This window comes from Stenotrophomonas sp. K-6 (assembly GCF_056861555.1).
In genome coordinates this window covers 383,864-399,267 of sequence record NZ_JBSPUC010000005.1, presented here as the reverse complement: position 1 = coordinate 399,267, position 15,404 = coordinate 383,864, and the positions used below count along the sequence as shown (strand labels likewise).

The window sequence follows — 15,404 nt, the reverse complement described above, 5'->3', positions numbered from 1 at the left end:
GCCCCGGCATGACATCACCGCCGCTGCGCGCGCCGTTGTACCTGGTCGATGCCAGCCTGTACGTGTTCCGCGCGTGGCATTCGATGCCCGATGAGTTCCAGGATCAGCAGGGTTGGCCGACCAATGCCGTGCACGGCTTTGCGCGGTTCCTGCTCGACCTGCTTGAGCGCGAGCGCCCGGCGAACATCGCCATCGCCTTCGATGAAGCCCTGGACAGCTGCTTCCGGCACCGGATCTACGCCGCCTACAAGGCCAACCGCGACCCCGCGCCCGACGCGCTGCGCCGCCAGTTCGCGCACTGCAAGGCGCTGTGCACCGCGCTTGGCCTGCCGGTGCTGGCCCACCACGAATACGAAGCCGACGACCTGATCGGCAGTGCCCTGCATGCGCGCCGCGATGCCGGCATGCGCGGGGTGATCATCTCCGCTGACAAAGACCTCTCGCAGCTGCTGTTCGAACATGACGAACAGTGGGATTACGCGCGCAACCAGCGTTGGGGCATGGCCGGGGTCAAAGCCCGCCACGGCGTGCATGCGCACCAGATCGCCGACTATCTGGCGCTGTGCGGCGATGCGGTCGACAACATTCCCGGCGTGACCGGCGTAGGTGCCAAATCCGCTGCGGTACTGCTGGCCCATTTCGGCAGCCTGGACGTCCTGTACGAGCGCCTGGATGAAGTGCCTTTCCTGCGCCTTCGCGGTGCGGCGCAGATGGCCGTGCGCCTGCGTGAACAGCGCGAGCATGCACTGCTGTGGCGCCAGCTGACCACCATCGCGCTGGATGCGCCGCTGGACGGCGCCGCCGTCGATTTCAGCCGGGGCGTGGCCGATGCACAGATGCTGCAGGGCCTGTGCGATGCACTGCGGTTCGGGCCGTTGACCCGGCGCCGCCTGTTCACCGCCGCCGGCCTGTCCGATTCCTCTTCCGTTGCCAGTGAGTTCGCATGAGCCCCGATACGCAAGCCCCGAAGGTCGTGTTTGAAGGCAAGTACCAGCGCATGGTCGTGCGCGGCACGTGGGAGTACAGCGAGCGCACCCACGCCGGCGGCCTGGCCGCGATCATCATCGCGGTCACCCCGGATGACACGGTGCTGTTCGTCGAACAGTTCCGCGTGCCGCTGCAGGCCAGGACCATCGAAATGCCGGCCGGCCTGGTCGGCGACATCGATGCCGGCGAGTCGATCGAGGTCTCGGCCGTGCGCGAGCTGGAGGAAGAAACCGGCTGGACCGCCGATCACGCCGAGGTGCTGATGATCGGCCCGACCTCCTCCGGGGCCAGCAGCGAGAAAATCGCCTTCGTGCGTGCCACCGGCCTGCGCAAGGTCGGTGAGGGCGGCGGCGATGCCAGCGAAGACATCACCGTGCACGCGATTCCGCGCGTCCGCGCCGCGGCGTGGCTGGTCGAGAAGATGGGCCAGGGTTACCAGCTGGACGCCAAGCTGTGGGCCGGCCTGTGGATGATCGAACACCATCTGGACGGCACCCCGCGTGGCTGACGCGCTTGCCCATCCGCACACGGGTGCGCCACTGCTCGGGCCGGCCGACCCGGCACCGTTCACCGTGCATCAGGCGCAGGGCCGCTCGTCGTTTGTGCTGATCGCTGACCACGCTGGCCAGCGGGTGCCGGCGGCCTTGGCCGACCTTGGCCTGTCGCAGCACGAACGGGACCGCCACATCGGCTGGGACATCGGCATCGCCGGCGTCACCGTTGAACTGGCGCGCCTGCTCGATGCGTGGGCGATCACGCAGACCTACTCGCGGCTGGTGATCGACTGCAACCGGCCGTTGACTTCGCCCACGCTGATGCCGGCGGTCAGCGACCTGACCGTGGTTCCCGGCAACCAGCACCTGTCACCGCTGCAGCGTCAGCAGCGGATCGAGGCGATCCATGCGCCCTACCATGCGCGCATCGATGTCGAGCTGGAGACGCGCCAGGCGCAGGCCCGGCCGACGCTGCTGGTGATGATGCACAGCTTCACCCCGGTGATGAACGACGCTGTGCGGCCTTGGCATGCCGGCGTGCTGTACCACCGCGACACGCGCTTTGCGCTTCCGCTCCTGCAGGCGCTGCGCGAAGAAGGTGACCTGGTGGTCGGCGACAACCAGCCCTACGCGGTCAGCAGCACCAGCGACTACGCCGTGCCGGTGCATGGCGAAGGGCGCGGGCTGGTGCACGTGGAGCTGGAGATCCGCCAGGACCTCATTGCCGATGCCGCCGGCCAGCAGGCCTGGGCGCAGCGCCTGGCGCGCATCTTCACCGCCCTGCAGCCGCAGCTGGAGGCACTGCCGCGCCCGTGATGCATGCGGTGAGCGTGCGATGGCAGCTGGTTCGCCAGACGGGCCAATAGGTCCCGATCGCTGCGGCCTCCGTCGATGGGTTCAACGGCCCGGCCGCAGCCACAGCGCCACGCCCACACCCAGCAGCGCGAACAGGGCCGCGCCGTACTGCGCATGGATCATGCCCTGCAGGGCCGCCTCACTGCTAGCGGCGGCGCTGCCGCGACCGGCGTTGGCCAGCATCACCAGCAACGCCAGGCCCAGTGCGCCGCCAATCTGTTGTGCGGTGGCGGCCATGCCCGAGGCCACGCCCTGTTGCGCGGCGGGCACGCCCTGCCCGGCCACGATCCACATCGCCGTCCAGGTGATGCCCTGGCCGAGGCTGAGCACCACGATGCCCGGCAGCAGCGCCCAGTAGGAAGCGCCATACGGCAACGCGGCGGCGACCGCGGCGATCCCGATCGCGCCGGCCAGCATGCCCACCGTCAGCACCTGACGCGGCGAACGCTGCGCGAGCATGCGCTCGGCGATGCGGATGCCGAACGTGCACACCAGCGTCGGCGGCAGGAACGCCAGGCCCGCCTGCAGCGCGCTCCAGCCGTAGCCATCCTGGTAGTACAGCGCCAGGAAGTAGTACTGCACACCGTAGCTGCTCATGAACAGCATCGTCAGCAGCATCGCCGCACGCAGGCTGCGCAGGCGCAGCAGCGAGAACTGCATCAGCGGGTCGCGGCTGCGGCGTTCGATCTGCACGAAGGCGGCCAGCATCACTGCCGACACGACCAGGCAGATCAGCGTGCGTGGTGCCAGCCAGCCCCACTCCGGGCCCTGCACCAGGGTGGTCACCAGCAGGCTGCCGCCGAGGGTCACGGTGATGCAGCCAGCCAGATCGAACGAGCGGCCCGCCAGCGGCGCCGGATCGCGCGGCAGCCACCAGCCGCCCAGCAGCGCGCAGCCGCCGGCGAACGGCACGATCACCAGCAGCACCGAGGCCCAGCCGAAGCTCTGGGTCAGCACGCCGCCGAGCAGCGTGCCCAAGGCCAGGCCGCCGGCGCTGGCCATCGACCAGATCGCCAGCGCGCGATTGCGTGGCGCGCCTTCGGCGTAGATGGTGTTGATCAGCGCCAGCGTGGCCGGGAACAGCAACGCCGCGCCGATGCCCTGCACCGCGCGGGCGGCGATCAGCAGCCACGCACTGTTGCTGAAACCACCGACCAGCGAGGCCAGCGCGAACAACGCCATGCCCAGCCGATAGACCCGGCGGCGACCCAGCAGGTCAGCCGCACGGCCGCCCAGCAGCAGGCACCCGCCGAACGCCACGGTGTAACCGCTGACGATCCACTGCAGCTGCTGGGCATTGATGCGCAGCTGCGCGCCCATCTCGTGCAGGGCGACGAAGATGATCGTGGAGTCCAGCGCGATGATCAGCTGGGCGGTGGCCAGCAGGGCAAGGGCCAGGCGTGGAAATGCGGGCGCCGGCGCGCCAGCGGGGGACAGGGGGGAGGTCATGCCGACTCGGTACTGCGTAAGAAGGTGGGCAGTCTCATTGATGACGCTGCAGAAATAAACCCGGATACTTCGATATCTGTCATGCATATCCGCATGAATTGGAGGAGCGATGGATCTGAACGCTGTGCGCATGCTGGTGCAGGTGGCCGAAGCACGCAGCTTCACTGTCGCCGCCGGCCAGCTGGGGATCAGCCAGTCCGGTCTGTCACGGGCGATCAGCCGCCTGGAGAGCGCCCTGGGGGTGCGGCTGCTCCACCGCAACACCCGCAACGTCAGCCTGACCCCGGATGGCCGCCAGTTCGTCGAGCACTGCGCGCCGCTGCTGAGCGGGCTGGAGGATGCCGAGCGCCGCCTGGGCGATCGCCCCTCCATGCCGTCGGGCGTGTTGAAGCTGACGGCGCCCTCGATGTTCGGGCGCAAGGTGCTGGTGCCGCTGGCCGGGCAATTGATGGCGGCGCATCCGCAGCTGCAGTTCGAGCTGGTGCTCAACGACCGGCTGGTCGATCTGGTCGAAGAAGGCTTCGATGCCGCATTGCGCACCGGGCCGATCAGCGACGTGCGCATGGTGGCGCGCCCCCTGCGACCATTGAACTGGGTCACGGTCGCTTCCCCGGCCTACATTGCGCAACACGGGCAGCCGGCCACGGTGGATGCGCTGCACGACCATGCCTGCCTGGCCGTGCGCAATCTGCGCAGCGGGCGGCTGGTGGATTGGCAGTTCCGCGAGGCCGAGGGCCAGCTGCGGGAGTTCACCCCGCCGGCGCGGATGGTGTTCGACAGCGGCGATCCGCTGGTGGAAGGGGCGCTGGCCGGGATCGGCATCGTGCAGGTGATGGATTTCGCGGTGGCCGATGCGCTGGCCGACGGGCGGCTGCAGCGGGTGCTGCAGCCCTTTGAGGGCCGCAGCCGGGTGCTGTCGCTGGTTTATCCACCTTCTCGGCAGGCCTCCCCGAAGCTGCAGGTGCTGGCGGAGGCGTTGCTGGGCGGTGATTGGTAACCCGCCGCATCACGACCAACGCTCGTGATCCACCGCGCGACATCACGGGGTGCCACGGTAGGTGCCGACCGCTGGTCGGCACGCGCCATCAACCCGCGAAACGATCCGTCGCCCGCACCAGCGCGTCGACATTCTCCGCTTCGAACGCGGAGTGACCCGAGGCCGGGCTGATCTCCAGCGTCGAGCTCGGCCACGCCTTGTGCAGTTCCCACGCATTCTGCAGCGGGCAGACCACGTCGTAGCGGCCGTGCACGATCACGCCGGGGATGTCGGCGATGCGGTGCGCGTCGCGCAGCAGCTGTTCTTCCACCTCGAAGAAGCCACCGTTGACGAAGTAGTGGTTCTCGATGCGGGCGAAGGCCAGCGCGAACTGCGGGTCCTGATGGCTGTTCACGAAGTCGTCGTCCACGTGCAGGAAGCTGGTAGCGCCTTCCCACACGCTCCACGCCTTGGCTGCGGCCAGGCGGGTGGCTTCATCGTCACTGGTCAGGCGGCGGTGGAAGGCCGAAATCAGGTCGTGGCGCTCCACGGCCGGAATCGGCTCGAGGTAGTGCTCCCACGCATCCGGGAACAGGCGGTTGGCGCCTTCCTGGTAGAACCACTCCAGCTCCCAGCGGCGCAGCATGAAGATGCCGCGCAGCACCAGTTCGGTCACGCGCTGCGGGTGGGTCTGCGCGTAGGCCAGCGCCAGGGTCGAGCCCCAGCTGCCGCCGAAGACCTGCCAGCGATCCACCGTGAGGTGCTCACGCAGTTTCTCGATATCGGCGACCAGGTCCCAGGTGGTGTTGTCCACCAGATCCGCATGGGGTGTGGAACGGCCGGCACCGCGCTGATCGAACAGGATGATCCGGTACTTGGCCGGGTCGTGGAACTGGCGCATTTTGTCGCTGCAACCGCCGCCCGGGCCACCGTGCAGCATCACCACCGGCTTGCCATCGGGATTGCCGCACTGCTCGAAGTACAGCGTGTGGCGGTCATCGACCTTCAGGCTGCCGACGTCGTAAGGGGTGATGGCGGGATACAGCGTACGCATGACAGGAACTCCATGTGGAATGACAGTCGCCGCATCACGCTGCGCGGCGGCCCGGTGGACAGGTCATTCTAGCCTCGGGGTCGCCGCGGGGCCGGCACGCACTCAAGCGGGCAGACAGCCCAGGCTCACCCGGTCGCGCTGTTCAAGATCGCGTTCGGTGGCGACCGACTGGAAACCAGCCTGCTTCAACAGCGCGCGGATCGCATCGCCCTGGTCCCAGCCGTGTTCGATCAGCAGCCAGCCAGACGGCCGCAGGTGCGCTGCCGCACCGTCGATGATCAGGCGGATGTCATCCAGCCCATCGTGGCCGGAGGCCAGCGCGGTGGGCGGTTCGAAGCGCAGGTCGCCCTGGGCCAGATGCGGGTCGTCGCTGGCGATGTAGGGCGGGTTGGTGGCGATCAGATCGAAACGCTCGCCCGCCAGCGGTGCGTACCAGGCGCCCTGGCGGAAGCGGACGTTGCCCAGCGCGTGACGCTCCGCATTGCGCGCGGCGACCGTCAGGGCTTCCTCGCTGAGGTCGGTCGCGACCACCTGCGCCTGCGGACGCTCGCTGGCCAGCGCCAGCGCGATCGCGCCACTGCCGGTGCCAAGGTCGGCGACCCGCAGCGTGGTGTCTTCGGGCAATCGTGCCAGCGCCAATTCGACCAGCAGCTCGGTCTCCGGGCGCGGGATCAAGGTGGCCGGGCTGACCTCCAGATCCAGCGTCCAGAATCCGCGCCGGCCCAGCAGGTACGCCACCGGCTCACCGGCCAGGCGCTTGGCCAGCAGCGCCTCGAAGGCCGCCGCGTGGGCCGGCTCGACCGGATCGGTGGCATGTGCGAACAGCCAGCTGCGCTCACGTTCCAGCACATGCAGAAGCAACAGCTCGGCCTCGTGCCGGCCTTCCACGCCGGGCAGTCGGGAGGCGGCATCGGCAAGCAGCTGGCGGAGGTCTGGCGTGGCGGCGGTCATGGAGGATCAGAGCTGCAGCGGGGGGGCGCAGTGTAGTCCACGGCAGCGCGGGGCCGCTGGCCGGGTGCGGCCATCCGCGACCCGGGCCGCAATTGAATCCAAACATCGAAACACCAATGCGTATTGGTCCCCGCTATCGGTTTCCACCCGAAATCCCGGGTATGTGCCGCCGCCTCCGTCGCGACCGTTCAGGTTGCCATCCCTGCGCATATGCGCAGGCTATTGCGCCGCGGCGCGTGTTCTATCGGAAGGTCATTGCGCTGCAACGGTTCTGACCGATCAGCCGCGCACCATTCAGTGCAGGATCAGTCCACTTTGATAGTCTTTGTCTATCGCATAGATGCAATCAATGGATTGTCCTTATGGGAATGGAGCCGCTAACCTGTGTTGGTCGCTTCACCCACCCCCTTCACCAAGAGGAACAACGATGTCGCTCATCAACACCCAGATCCAGCCGTTCGAAGCCAACGCCTACCAGAACGGCGAGTTCATCAAGGTCTCCGACAGCACCCTGAAGGGTCACTGGTCCGTGCTGATCTTCATGCCGGCCGCGTTCACCTTCAACTGCCCGACCGAGATTGAAGACGCCGCCGATCATTACGCCGAGTTCCAGAAGGCTGGCGCCGAGGTCTACATCGTCACCACCGACACGCACTTCTCGCACAAGGTGTGGCACGAAACCTCGCCGGCCGTCGGCAAGGCCCAGTTCCCGCTGGTCGGCGATCCGACCCACCAGCTGACCAACGCCTTCGGCGTGCACATTGCCGAAGAAGGCCTGGCCCTGCGCGGCACCTTCATCATCAACCCGGAAGGCGTGATCAAGACCCTGGAGATCCACTCCAACGAGATCGCCCGTGACGTCTCCGAGACCCTGCGCAAGCTGAAGGCTGCCCAGTTCACTGCCGCCAACCCGAACCAGGTGTGCCCGGCCAAGTGGAAGGAAGGCGAAAAGACCCTGACCCCGTCGCTGGACCTGGTCGGCAAGATCTAAGCCCCTTCTCATCCCCATCCCCGTCCGCCGGGGATGGGGGTGAACCCAAGCCGGTGCCCCACGCGCCGGTTTCGGTTCACCCCCATGTCGCGCAGATGCACCCGCGGGGTGCGTCGACGCTGTCCCCTTGCCTGATTCAAGGAGTTTTTCGATGTTGGATGCCAACCTCCAGTCCCAGCTGAAGACCTATCTGGAACGTGTCACCCGTCCGATCCAGATCACGGCGCACGTGGATGACGGCGCCAAGTCGCAGGAGATGCTCGAGCTGCTGAACACGCTGACGACGCTCTCCACGCAGATCCGCCTGGACGTGCGTCGCGACAGCAACGAGCGCACGCCGTCGTTCGCGCTGACCACGCCGGGCCAGGACATCCATCTGGTGTTCGCGGGCCTGCCGATGGGGCATGAGTTCACCTCGCTGGTGCTGGCGCTGCTGCAGGTCGGCGGCCATCCGTCCAAGGCCACCGCCGAGCTGATCGAGCAGGTGCGCAATCTTGAGGGTGAGTACCGCTTCGAAACCTATTTCTCGCTGTCCTGCCAGAACTGCCCGGACGTGGTCCAGGCACTGAACCTGGCGGCGGTGCTGAACCCGCGCATCCAGCACGTGGCGATCGACGGCGGCCTTTTCCCGGCCGAGGTCGAAGCGCGCCAGATCATGTCCGTGCCGACCGTGTACCTCAACGGCGAAGTGTTCGATCAGGGTCGGATGTCGCTGGAGCAGATCGTGGCCAAGCTCGACACCGGCAGCAGCAAGCGCGATGCCGAGAAGCTCAGCGCCAAGGCGGCCTTCGATGTGCTGGTGGTCGGCGGTGGCCCGGCCGGTGCGGCCGCGTCGATCTATGCCGCACGCAAGGGCATCCGCACCGGTGTGGCCGCTGAACGTTTCGGTGGCCAAGTGCTGGACACCATGGCGATCGAGAACTTCATCTCCGTCAAGGAGACCGAAGGCCCGAAGCTGGCCGCCGCACTGGAACAGCATGTGCGCGAATACGAGGTGGACATCATGAACCTGCAGCGGGCCACCGCGCTGGTGCCGGCCGGCGATGATGGCCTGGTCGAGATCAAGCTGGAGAACGGCGCGTCGCTGAAGTCGCGTTCGGTGATCCTGTCCACCGGTGCACGCTGGCGCCAGATGAACGTGCCCGGCGAAGATCAGTACCGCAACAAAGGCGTGGCGTACTGCCCGCATTGCGACGGTCCGTTGTTCAAGGGCAAGCGTGTCGCGGTGATCGGCGGTGGCAACTCCGGCGTGGAAGCGGCGATCGATCTGGCGGGCCTTGTGACGCATGTGACCCTTCTGGAATTTGATGACAAACTGCGCGCCGATGAAGTGCTGCAGAAGAAGCTGCGTAGTCTGGGCAACGTCACCATCATCACCAGCGCCCTGACCCAGGAAGTGCTGGGCGATGGCCAGAAGGTGACGGGCCTGGTCTACCAGGACCGCGTCGGTGGCGATTCGCACCGGGTGGAACTGGAGGGCATCTTCGTGCAGATCGGTCTTCTGCCGAATACAGAATGGTTGAAGGACACGGTGGCGCTGTCACCGCGTGGCGAGATCCTGATCGACGACCGCGGCCAGACCAGCGTGCCGGGTGTCTTCGCCGCAGGCGATTGCACGACCGTTCCGTACAAGCAGATCGTCATCGCGATGGGCGCCGGTTCCACTGCGGCACTGAGCGCCTTTGATCACCTGATCCGCACCTCCGTTCCCAAGAGCAGCGGCGCTGTCGCCGAAGCTGCCTGAAACGTTTCGGTTCCCGGTTCGCCGGGAATCTTGTCTGTCTGCTGGGTAGCCACGCCATCACCCGGTCCATTGCCGTGAGAGGTCCAAGGAAATGAACCTACGTGATTTGAAGTATCTGGTGGCGCTGGCCGACCACCGCCATTTCGGCAAGGCGGCCGCCGCCTGCTTCGTCAGCCAACCCACCCTGTCCACCCAGATCCGCAAGCTCGAGGACGAGCTGGGTCTGCCGCTGGTGGAACGCGCACCGCGCAAGGTCATGCTGACCCCGGCCGGGGTGGAAGCGGCCGCGCGTGCCCGCACCATCGTGGCCGAGGTGGAGCAGATGAAGGAAGCCGCACGGCGCAGCCGCGATCCGGAAGCCGGCACGGTGCGGCTGGGAATTTTCCCCACGCTGGGCCCGTACCTGCTGCCGCATGTGATCCCCAACATCCGCGAACGCTTCCCGCAGCTGGAGCTGCTGCTGGTCGAGGAAAAGAGCGACGAGCTGCTGGCGCGCCTGCGCGAAGGCAAGCTGGATGCGGCGTTGTTGGCGCTGCCGCTGGACGATGACCAGCTGCATGCGGAATTCCTGTTCGAGGAGCCCTTCCTGCTGGCCGTGTCCGGGCAGCATCCGCTTGCACGCCGCCAGCATCTGGATGTGCAGGAGCTGTCCTCGCAGAAACTGCTGCTGCTCGAAGACGGGCACTGCCTGCGCGACCAGGCGTTGGCGGTCTGCCGGTTGTTCGGTGCCAATGAAAAATCGGAGTTCCGCGCGACCAGCCTGGAGACGCTGCGCCAGATGGTGGCCGCCGATGTGGGCATCACCCTGCTGCCCACGCTCTCGGTCAAGCCGCCGGTGCCACGATCGGAGAACATCCGGCTGCTGGATTTCAGCGGCGATGACCGTCCCAGCCGCCGCATCGCGATGGTCTGGCGCCGCAGTTCCGCGATGACCGGCTTCCTGGAGCAGCTGGCCCAGCAGTTCAAACGGCTGCCGCGGGGCCTGCTCGCGCTGGAGACCACCGATGTCCCGGGTGCCGGTGAGACACGCAGCGCCCGCGCTGTCTGAGCCGGACTGAACCGCCCGGCGGACCGATACGCCGGACGGGTCGCATCCGTCCACGATTGTCAGCACAATAGAACGAGGCGGTGCCAGCAGGCGCCGCCTTTTTACATGGGTCTTCCACACACGCAAGGAGCTACATCATGTCCACTTCCAGCGGACTGCCCCCCTCGATCATCGTTTCAAGCCACGACATGGACCGCCTGGATGCCATGCTCGAATCCCCCGCCGTGGCGCAGACACCTGCCGCGCTCGCCCTGGCCCAGGAACTCAACCGCGCGACCGTTGTGGCGCCGGACGCGATGCCCGAGGGCACCGTCATGATGCATTCGCGCGTGGAGTGCGAAGATGAGCTGCAGAATGAAAAACACGTGCTGACGCTGGTCTATCCGCGCGAAGCCGATGTTGAACAGGGCAAGGTCTCCATCCTTGCGCCGGTGGGCACTGCCCTGCTGGGCCTGTCAGTCGGCCAGACCATGGATTGGGACGCTCCGGGTGGACGCAAGCTGCGCCTGCGCGTGACCGCCGTCCACCATCAGTCCCACGCCTGATCCCTGCCTGCTGCGTCGCCGCGCAGGCTCCACCGTTCGTCTCAGGAGTTGTAATGAGCACCGTTTCGCTGTCCAAACTCTCCCAGTTGCGTGATCTGTCCGTGGTGGTTGCCGATACCGGCGATTACGAGGCGATCAAGCGCTTGAAGCCGGTCGACTGCACGACCAATCCCACCCTGGTGAAGAAGGCGCTGGATCTGCCGGTCTATGCCGACCTGATCGAGAGCGCGCTGGCCTGGGGCCGCGAGCAGACCGGTGAGCGCGAGACCCTCGTGCACGCGGTGGCCGATCGGCTGACCGTGGGCGTGGGCACCCTGCTCAGCACGCTGGTGCCGGGCCGTGTTTCGACCGAGGTCGATGCGGACCAGGCCCACGATACGGGGGCGACGGTGGCCAAGGCGCGCCAGTTCATCGCGATGTACGAGGCGGCCGGCGTGCCGCGCAGCAAGGTGCTGATCAAGATCGCCGCGACCTGGGAAGGCGTGGAAGCGGCGCGCCAGCTGCAGGCCGAGGGGATCGACTGCAACCTGACGCTGATCTTCAATCCGACCCAGGCCTTGGCATGCAGTGAGGCCGGGGCGTTCCTGATTTCGCCGTTCGTCGGCCGCATCCTGGATTGGTATGTGGCCAACGGGCAGGCGCCGGCCACCATCGATGAAGACCCGGGTGTGGTGTTTGTGCGCGGCGTGTACGCCGAGTTCAAGCGCCGCGGTTCGCCGACGGTGGTGATGGGCGCATCGTTCCGTTCGACGGCGCAGATCGAGGCGCTGGCGGGCTGTGATCGCCTGACGATTTCACCGGAGCTGCTGGAGAAGCTGGATGCCGATCACGGTGAGTTGCCGCGCAGGCTGGTGGCCGGTGCGGCGGAATCCGTGCAGGTGACGCCGATCGATGGGGCGCGGTTTGCGGCCGATCTGGCGGCCGATCCGATGGCGACGGAGAAGCTGGCCAGCGGCATCGATGCGTTCGCGAAGGATCTGGAGGCGTTGCGGCAGACGATCCGCGAGCGGTTGTAAGGGCTGGCGGTTGGATGTACGACAAAAGGCTCCGTTCTGCGGGGCCTTTCGTTTTTGGCTCGTACGGCAACCGCAACCGCTCACTTTCGTTGGGGTTGGCGCGGTGTGGGTGGGTTTGCTGGACGCGCCGTAAACCCATCCCTGGGGGCTCGTGAGCGGCTTGCTCGTTTGTGCAGTCCTGCACAAACGGCAAGACCGGGGTTGGGCGTCCTGCCCAACCCGTCCGGCGCATGCGCCGGACCCATGCCGCTCCAACGGTCCTGCAAACCCACCCACACCGCGCCGTCGACACTTGGCTGGTGCGTTGGGGAGAGCGGTTGAGCAGCGAACCCTTTGCTGTCCGTTGGGCCTGGTAGAGCCGACCTTTGGTCGGCTCTGGGGTATCAGGCATCCACGCCGATGGGGCAGCTGACGCCGGTGCCGCCGATGCCGCAGTAGCCATTGGGGTTCTTGGCGAGGTACTGCTGGTGGTAGTCCTCGGCGTAGTAGTACTCGGGCGCGGGGAAGACGAGCTCGGTGGTGATGGCGCCGTAACCGCTGTCGTTGAGGCGCTGCTGGTAGGCGTCGCGGCTGGTCAGGGCAGCGTCGTGCTGGGCCTGGGTGGTGGCGTGGATCGCGGAGCGGTACTGGGTGCCGGTGTCGTTGCCCTGGCGCATGCCCTGGGTGGGGTCGTGGCTTTCCCAGAAGACCTGGAGGAGGCGCTCGAGGGGGACGATGGCAGGGTCGTAGACGACCTCGACGATTTCGGTGTGCCCGGTCAGGCCGGAGCAGACTTCTTCGTAGGTGGGGTTCGGGGTGACGCCGCCGGCGTAGCCGACCGAGGTGGAGTAGACGCCGGGGATGGTCCAGAATTTGCGCTCCGCGCCCCAGAAGCAGCCCATGGCGAAGCGGATGCGCTCCAGGCCGGTGAAGCTGTCTTTCAGCGGGTGACTGTTGACGTAATGCTGGTTGTGCAGCAGCGGCAGGGGCTGGTCGCGGCCCGGCAACGCTTCTTCCGGGCGCGGCAGGCGCTGCTTGAAGGCGCCGATGCCCAACAGACCGTTTCCAATACCCAACATGGCGTTCTCCTAGGCCGGCAACAGGCCGGCGCTTTCGTCTCCGTCCAATATGGGGTCGTCCGGGGCCGCGCCCAAGTCCAGTTGGGCGACGATGTCTTCCGCTTCAGGACGGGCCAGATCGGGGACGCACACGCGCAGGACGCCGAACAGCGGGAGCTCGCCCATGCCGCCCAGCAGCGATTCGCCGAAGACGAAGGCGGGGATGCCGGCGTCCTCCAGGGCGTGTTTGACCAGATGGGCGTCGAACAGGTTGTCGGCCTGGTAGACCACGTGCATGGGGCGGCTCCGCAGGGCATGGGCCCAGCATACGCCCGGGGGCTGAAGGCGTGCCGACCCACGCGGCCGGGCAAGCCCACCCCCGACAGGCTAAACTGTTGGTCTTTCTGCCTTTTAACTGCGACCGCGCATCATGTCCGAGCCTACCGCCGCCCCCACCGACGCCCTTCCGGAAACCCAGGAAAAACGGGATTTCATCCGTCAGATCGTCCGCGAGGACCTGGCCGCCGGCAAGCATGCCGCGATCAAGACGCGCTTCCCGCCCGAGCCGAACGGCTACCTGCACATCGGCCATGCCAAGTCGATCTGCCTGAACTTCGGTATCGCCGGTGAGTTCAACGGTGTGTGCAACCTCCGTTTCGATGACACCAACCCGGCCAAGGAAGACCCGGAGTACGTGGCCGCGATCCAGGACGATGTGCGCTGGCTGGGCTTTGAGTGGAACGAGCTGCGGCATGCCTCGGATTACTTCGATGCCTATTATCTGGCCGCGCAGAAGCTGATCACCGATGGTAAGGCGTATGTGTGCGACCTCTCGGCCGAGGAAGTGCGCGCCTATCGCGGCACGCTCACCGAGCCGGGCCGTCCGTCGCCGTTCCGCGACCGTAGTGTCGAAGAGAACCTGGATCTGTTCCGCCGCATGCGCGCGGGCGAGTTCCCGGATGGTGCGCGCACCGTGCGCGCCAAGATCGACATGGCCAGCGGCAACATCAACCTGCGCGACCCGGCCCTGTACCGGATCAAGCACGTCGAACATCAGAACACCGGCAACGCGTGGCCGATCTACCCGATGTACGATTTCGCGCATGCACTGGGCGATTCCATCGAAGGCATCACCCACTCGCTGTGCACGCTGGAGTTCGAAGACCACCGCCCGCTGTACGACTGGTGCGTGGACAACGTCGATTTCGCGCACGACGATGCGCTGACCCAGCCGCTGGTCGATCGCGGCCTGCCCCGGGAAGCCGCCAAGCCGCGCCAGATCGAATTCTCGCGCTTGAACATCAACTACACGGTGATGAGCAAGCGCAAGCTGATGGCGCTGGTCACCGAACAGCTCGTGGATGGCTGGGAAGACCCGCGCATGCCGACCCTGCAGGGCCTGCGTCGCCGTGGCTACACCCCGGCGGCGATGCGCCTGTTCGCCGAGCGCGTGGGCATCAGCAAGCAGAACTCGCTGATCGACTTCAGCGTGCTCGAAGGTGCGCTGCGCGAAGACCTGGACAGTGCCGCCGCGCGCCGCATGGCCGTGGTCGATCCGGTCAAGCTGGTGCTGACCAATCTGCCAGAGGGTCACGAAGAGACCCTGACCTTCTCCAACCATCCCAAGGACGAGGCGTTCGGGACCCGCGAGGTGCCGTTCGCACGCGAGCTGTGGATCGAGCGCGAGGATTTCGCCGAGGTCCCGCCGAAGGGCTGGAAGCGCCTGGTACCGGGCGGCGAAGTGCGCCTGCGTGGCGCCGGCATCATCCGCTGCGATGAGGTGATCAAGGACGCCGACGGCACCATCACCGAGCTGCGCGGCTGGCTGGATCCGGAATCGCGCCCGGGCATGGAAGGCGCCAACCGCAAGGTCAAGGGCACCATCCACTGGGTCAGCGCCGTGCACGCGGTGCCGGCCGAGATCCGCCTGTACGACCGTCTGTTCTCGGTGGCCAACCCGGACGATGAATCCGACGGCAAGACCTACCGCGATTACCTCAATCCGGACTCGCGCCGCACCGTCACCGGGTATGTCGAGCCGGCCGCGGCGAGCGCCGCGCCGGAACAGTCGTTCCAGTTCGAGCGGACCGGCTACTTCGTCGCTGATCGCCGCGATCACACCACGGCCAAGCCGGTGTTCAACCGCAGCGTGACCCTGCGCGATACCTGGTCGGCGTAAGCTGCTCCCGGCCGGTGCCTGGCACCGGCCGCCCGATGTCACCTACGCAACCCTGCCATGGCAGGGCCTGCGCTCCAG

General features: G+C 66.8%; 15 protein-coding genes. 10 read left to right on the top strand and 5 right to left on the bottom strand.

Going from position 1 to position 15,404, the window contains the following annotated elements; genetic code table 11:
* Window positions 1-8 precede the first annotated feature (8 nt).
* From AC13F7_RS16755 to AC13F7_RS16745, 3 genes are read left to right on the top strand one after another with little or no spacing between them, the layout of a single operon-like run.
* Window positions 9-947: a 5'-3' exonuclease gene (locus tag AC13F7_RS16755; protein WP_483002334.1), complete on the top strand. Its 939-nt coding sequence runs from the start codon at window positions 9-11 to the stop codon at window positions 945-947.
* Window positions 944-1,495: an NUDIX hydrolase gene (locus AC13F7_RS16750; RefSeq protein ID WP_483002260.1), complete on the top strand. Its 552-nt coding sequence runs from the start codon at window positions 944-946 to the stop codon at window positions 1,493-1,495. Before AC13F7_RS16755 ends, AC13F7_RS16750 begins: the two co-directional genes overlap by 4 nt.
* Complete coding sequence (locus AC13F7_RS16745) at window positions 1,488-2,297, top strand: N-formylglutamate amidohydrolase (RefSeq protein ID WP_483002258.1); 810 nt, start codon at window positions 1,488-1,490, stop codon at window positions 2,295-2,297. Before AC13F7_RS16750 ends, AC13F7_RS16745 begins: the two co-directional genes overlap by 8 nt.
* An 81-nt stretch (window positions 2,298-2,378) precedes the next feature.
* Here AC13F7_RS16745 and AC13F7_RS16740 read toward each other — a convergent pair whose 3' ends face one another.
* Window positions 2,379-3,785 carry an MFS transporter gene (locus AC13F7_RS16740; protein ID WP_483002256.1) on the bottom strand — a complete coding sequence of 469 codons (1,407 nt, stop codon included), beginning with the start codon at window positions 3,783-3,785 and terminating at the stop codon, window positions 2,379-2,381.
* Window positions 3,786-3,894: 109 nt separating this feature from the next.
* On the opposite strand from AC13F7_RS16740, the gene AC13F7_RS16735 reads away from it, so the two are divergent.
* Window positions 3,895-4,782, top strand: a complete 888-nt coding sequence (locus AC13F7_RS16735) for a LysR family transcriptional regulator (protein ID WP_481470389.1) — start codon at window positions 3,895-3,897, stop codon at window positions 4,780-4,782.
* Window positions 4,783-4,870: 88 nt separating this feature from the next.
* On the opposite strand, the gene pip is transcribed toward AC13F7_RS16735, so the two are convergent.
* Together pip and prmC are read right to left on the bottom strand one after the other, a co-directional pair.
* Window positions 4,871-5,815: a prolyl aminopeptidase gene (gene pip, locus AC13F7_RS16730; protein WP_483002254.1), complete on the bottom strand. Its 945-nt coding sequence runs from the start codon at window positions 5,813-5,815 to the stop codon at window positions 4,871-4,873.
* A gap of 102 nt (window positions 5,816-5,917) precedes the next feature.
* Complete coding sequence (gene prmC, locus AC13F7_RS16725) at window positions 5,918-6,766, bottom strand: peptide chain release factor N(5)-glutamine methyltransferase (protein WP_483002252.1); 849 nt, start codon at window positions 6,764-6,766, stop codon at window positions 5,918-5,920.
* A 427-nt stretch (window positions 6,767-7,193) separates the two neighbouring features.
* Between prmC and ahpC the strand changes: the two genes are divergently transcribed.
* The 5 genes from ahpC to AC13F7_RS16700 all read left to right on the top strand — a co-directional run bounded on the left by ahpC (window position 7,194) and on the right by AC13F7_RS16700 (window position 12,110).
* Window positions 7,194-7,757, top strand: a complete 564-nt coding sequence (gene ahpC, locus AC13F7_RS16720; protein ID WP_123728411.1) for an alkyl hydroperoxide reductase subunit C — start codon at window positions 7,194-7,196, stop codon at window positions 7,755-7,757.
* Window positions 7,758-7,908: 151 nt separating this feature from the next.
* Window positions 7,909-9,501, top strand: a complete 1,593-nt coding sequence (ahpF, locus tag AC13F7_RS16715; RefSeq protein ID WP_483002250.1) for an alkyl hydroperoxide reductase subunit F — start codon at window positions 7,909-7,911, stop codon at window positions 9,499-9,501.
* 91 nt (window positions 9,502-9,592) lie between these two features.
* Window positions 9,593-10,549, top strand: coding sequence for a DNA-binding transcriptional regulator OxyR (gene oxyR, locus AC13F7_RS16710; RefSeq protein ID WP_483002248.1), 957 nt, complete (start codon window positions 9,593-9,595; stop codon window positions 10,547-10,549).
* 137 nt (window positions 10,550-10,686) lie between these two features.
* On the top strand, window positions 10,687-11,094 hold the full coding sequence (gene rnk, locus AC13F7_RS16705) for a nucleoside diphosphate kinase regulator (protein ID WP_483002246.1): 408 nt from the start codon (window positions 10,687-10,689) through the stop codon (window positions 11,092-11,094).
* 53 nt (window positions 11,095-11,147) lie between these two features.
* Window positions 11,148-12,110 carry a transaldolase gene (locus tag AC13F7_RS16700; protein WP_483002244.1) on the top strand — a complete coding sequence of 321 codons (963 nt, stop codon included), beginning with the start codon at window positions 11,148-11,150 and terminating at the stop codon, window positions 12,108-12,110.
* A 383-nt stretch (window positions 12,111-12,493) separates the two neighbouring features.
* Here AC13F7_RS16700 and msrA read toward each other — a convergent pair whose 3' ends face one another.
* Entirely contained in the window at window positions 12,494-13,147 is a 654-nt protein-coding gene (gene msrA, locus AC13F7_RS16695; RefSeq protein WP_483002332.1) for a peptide-methionine (S)-S-oxide reductase MsrA, read from the bottom strand.
* Window positions 13,148-13,177: 30 nt separating this feature from the next.
* Complete coding sequence (locus tag AC13F7_RS16690) at window positions 13,178-13,444, bottom strand: putative signal transducing protein (protein ID WP_483002242.1); 267 nt, start codon at window positions 13,442-13,444, stop codon at window positions 13,178-13,180.
* A gap of 133 nt (window positions 13,445-13,577) precedes the next feature.
* On the opposite strand from AC13F7_RS16690, the gene AC13F7_RS16685 reads away from it, so the two are divergent.
* Window positions 13,578-15,326, top strand: coding sequence for a glutamine--tRNA ligase/YqeY domain fusion protein (locus tag AC13F7_RS16685; RefSeq protein WP_481470386.1), 1,749 nt, complete (start codon window positions 13,578-13,580; stop codon window positions 15,324-15,326).
* Window positions 15,327-15,404: the final 78 nt, after the last annotated feature.

What these genes read in the sequence shown, in the direction of transcription:
- AC13F7_RS16755 (WP_483002334.1), top strand. Translation starts at nt 9, where the DNA reads ATGACATCACCGCCGCTGCGCGCGCCGTTGTACCTGGTCGATGCCAGC.
- AC13F7_RS16750 (WP_483002260.1), top strand. Translation starts at nt 944, where the DNA reads ATGAGCCCCGATACGCAAGCCCCGAAGGTCGTGTTTGAAGGCAAGTAC.
- AC13F7_RS16740 (WP_483002256.1), bottom strand. Translation starts at nt 3,785, where the DNA reads ATGACCTCCCCCCTGTCCCCCGCTGGCGCGCCGGCGCCCGCATTTCCA.
- AC13F7_RS16735 (WP_481470389.1), top strand. Translation starts at nt 3,895, where the DNA reads ATGGATCTGAACGCTGTGCGCATGCTGGTGCAGGTGGCCGAAGCACGC.
- pip (WP_483002254.1), bottom strand. Translation starts at nt 5,815, where the DNA reads ATGCGTACGCTGTATCCCGCCATCACCCCTTACGACGTCGGCAGCCTG.
- prmC (WP_483002252.1), bottom strand. Translation starts at nt 6,766, where the DNA reads ATGACCGCCGCCACGCCAGACCTCCGCCAGCTGCTTGCCGATGCCGCC.
- ahpC (WP_123728411.1), top strand. Translation starts at nt 7,194, where the DNA reads ATGTCGCTCATCAACACCCAGATCCAGCCGTTCGAAGCCAACGCCTAC.
- ahpF (WP_483002250.1), top strand. Translation starts at nt 7,909, where the DNA reads ATGTTGGATGCCAACCTCCAGTCCCAGCTGAAGACCTATCTGGAACGT.
- oxyR (WP_483002248.1), top strand. Translation starts at nt 9,593, where the DNA reads ATGAACCTACGTGATTTGAAGTATCTGGTGGCGCTGGCCGACCACCGC.
- rnk (WP_483002246.1), top strand. Translation starts at nt 10,687, where the DNA reads ATGTCCACTTCCAGCGGACTGCCCCCCTCGATCATCGTTTCAAGCCAC.
- AC13F7_RS16700 (WP_483002244.1), top strand. Translation starts at nt 11,148, where the DNA reads ATGAGCACCGTTTCGCTGTCCAAACTCTCCCAGTTGCGTGATCTGTCC.
- AC13F7_RS16690 (WP_483002242.1), bottom strand. Translation starts at nt 13,444, where the DNA reads ATGCACGTGGTCTACCAGGCCGACAACCTGTTCGACGCCCATCTGGTC.
- AC13F7_RS16685 (WP_481470386.1), top strand. Translation starts at nt 13,578, where the DNA reads ATGTCCGAGCCTACCGCCGCCCCCACCGACGCCCTTCCGGAAACCCAG.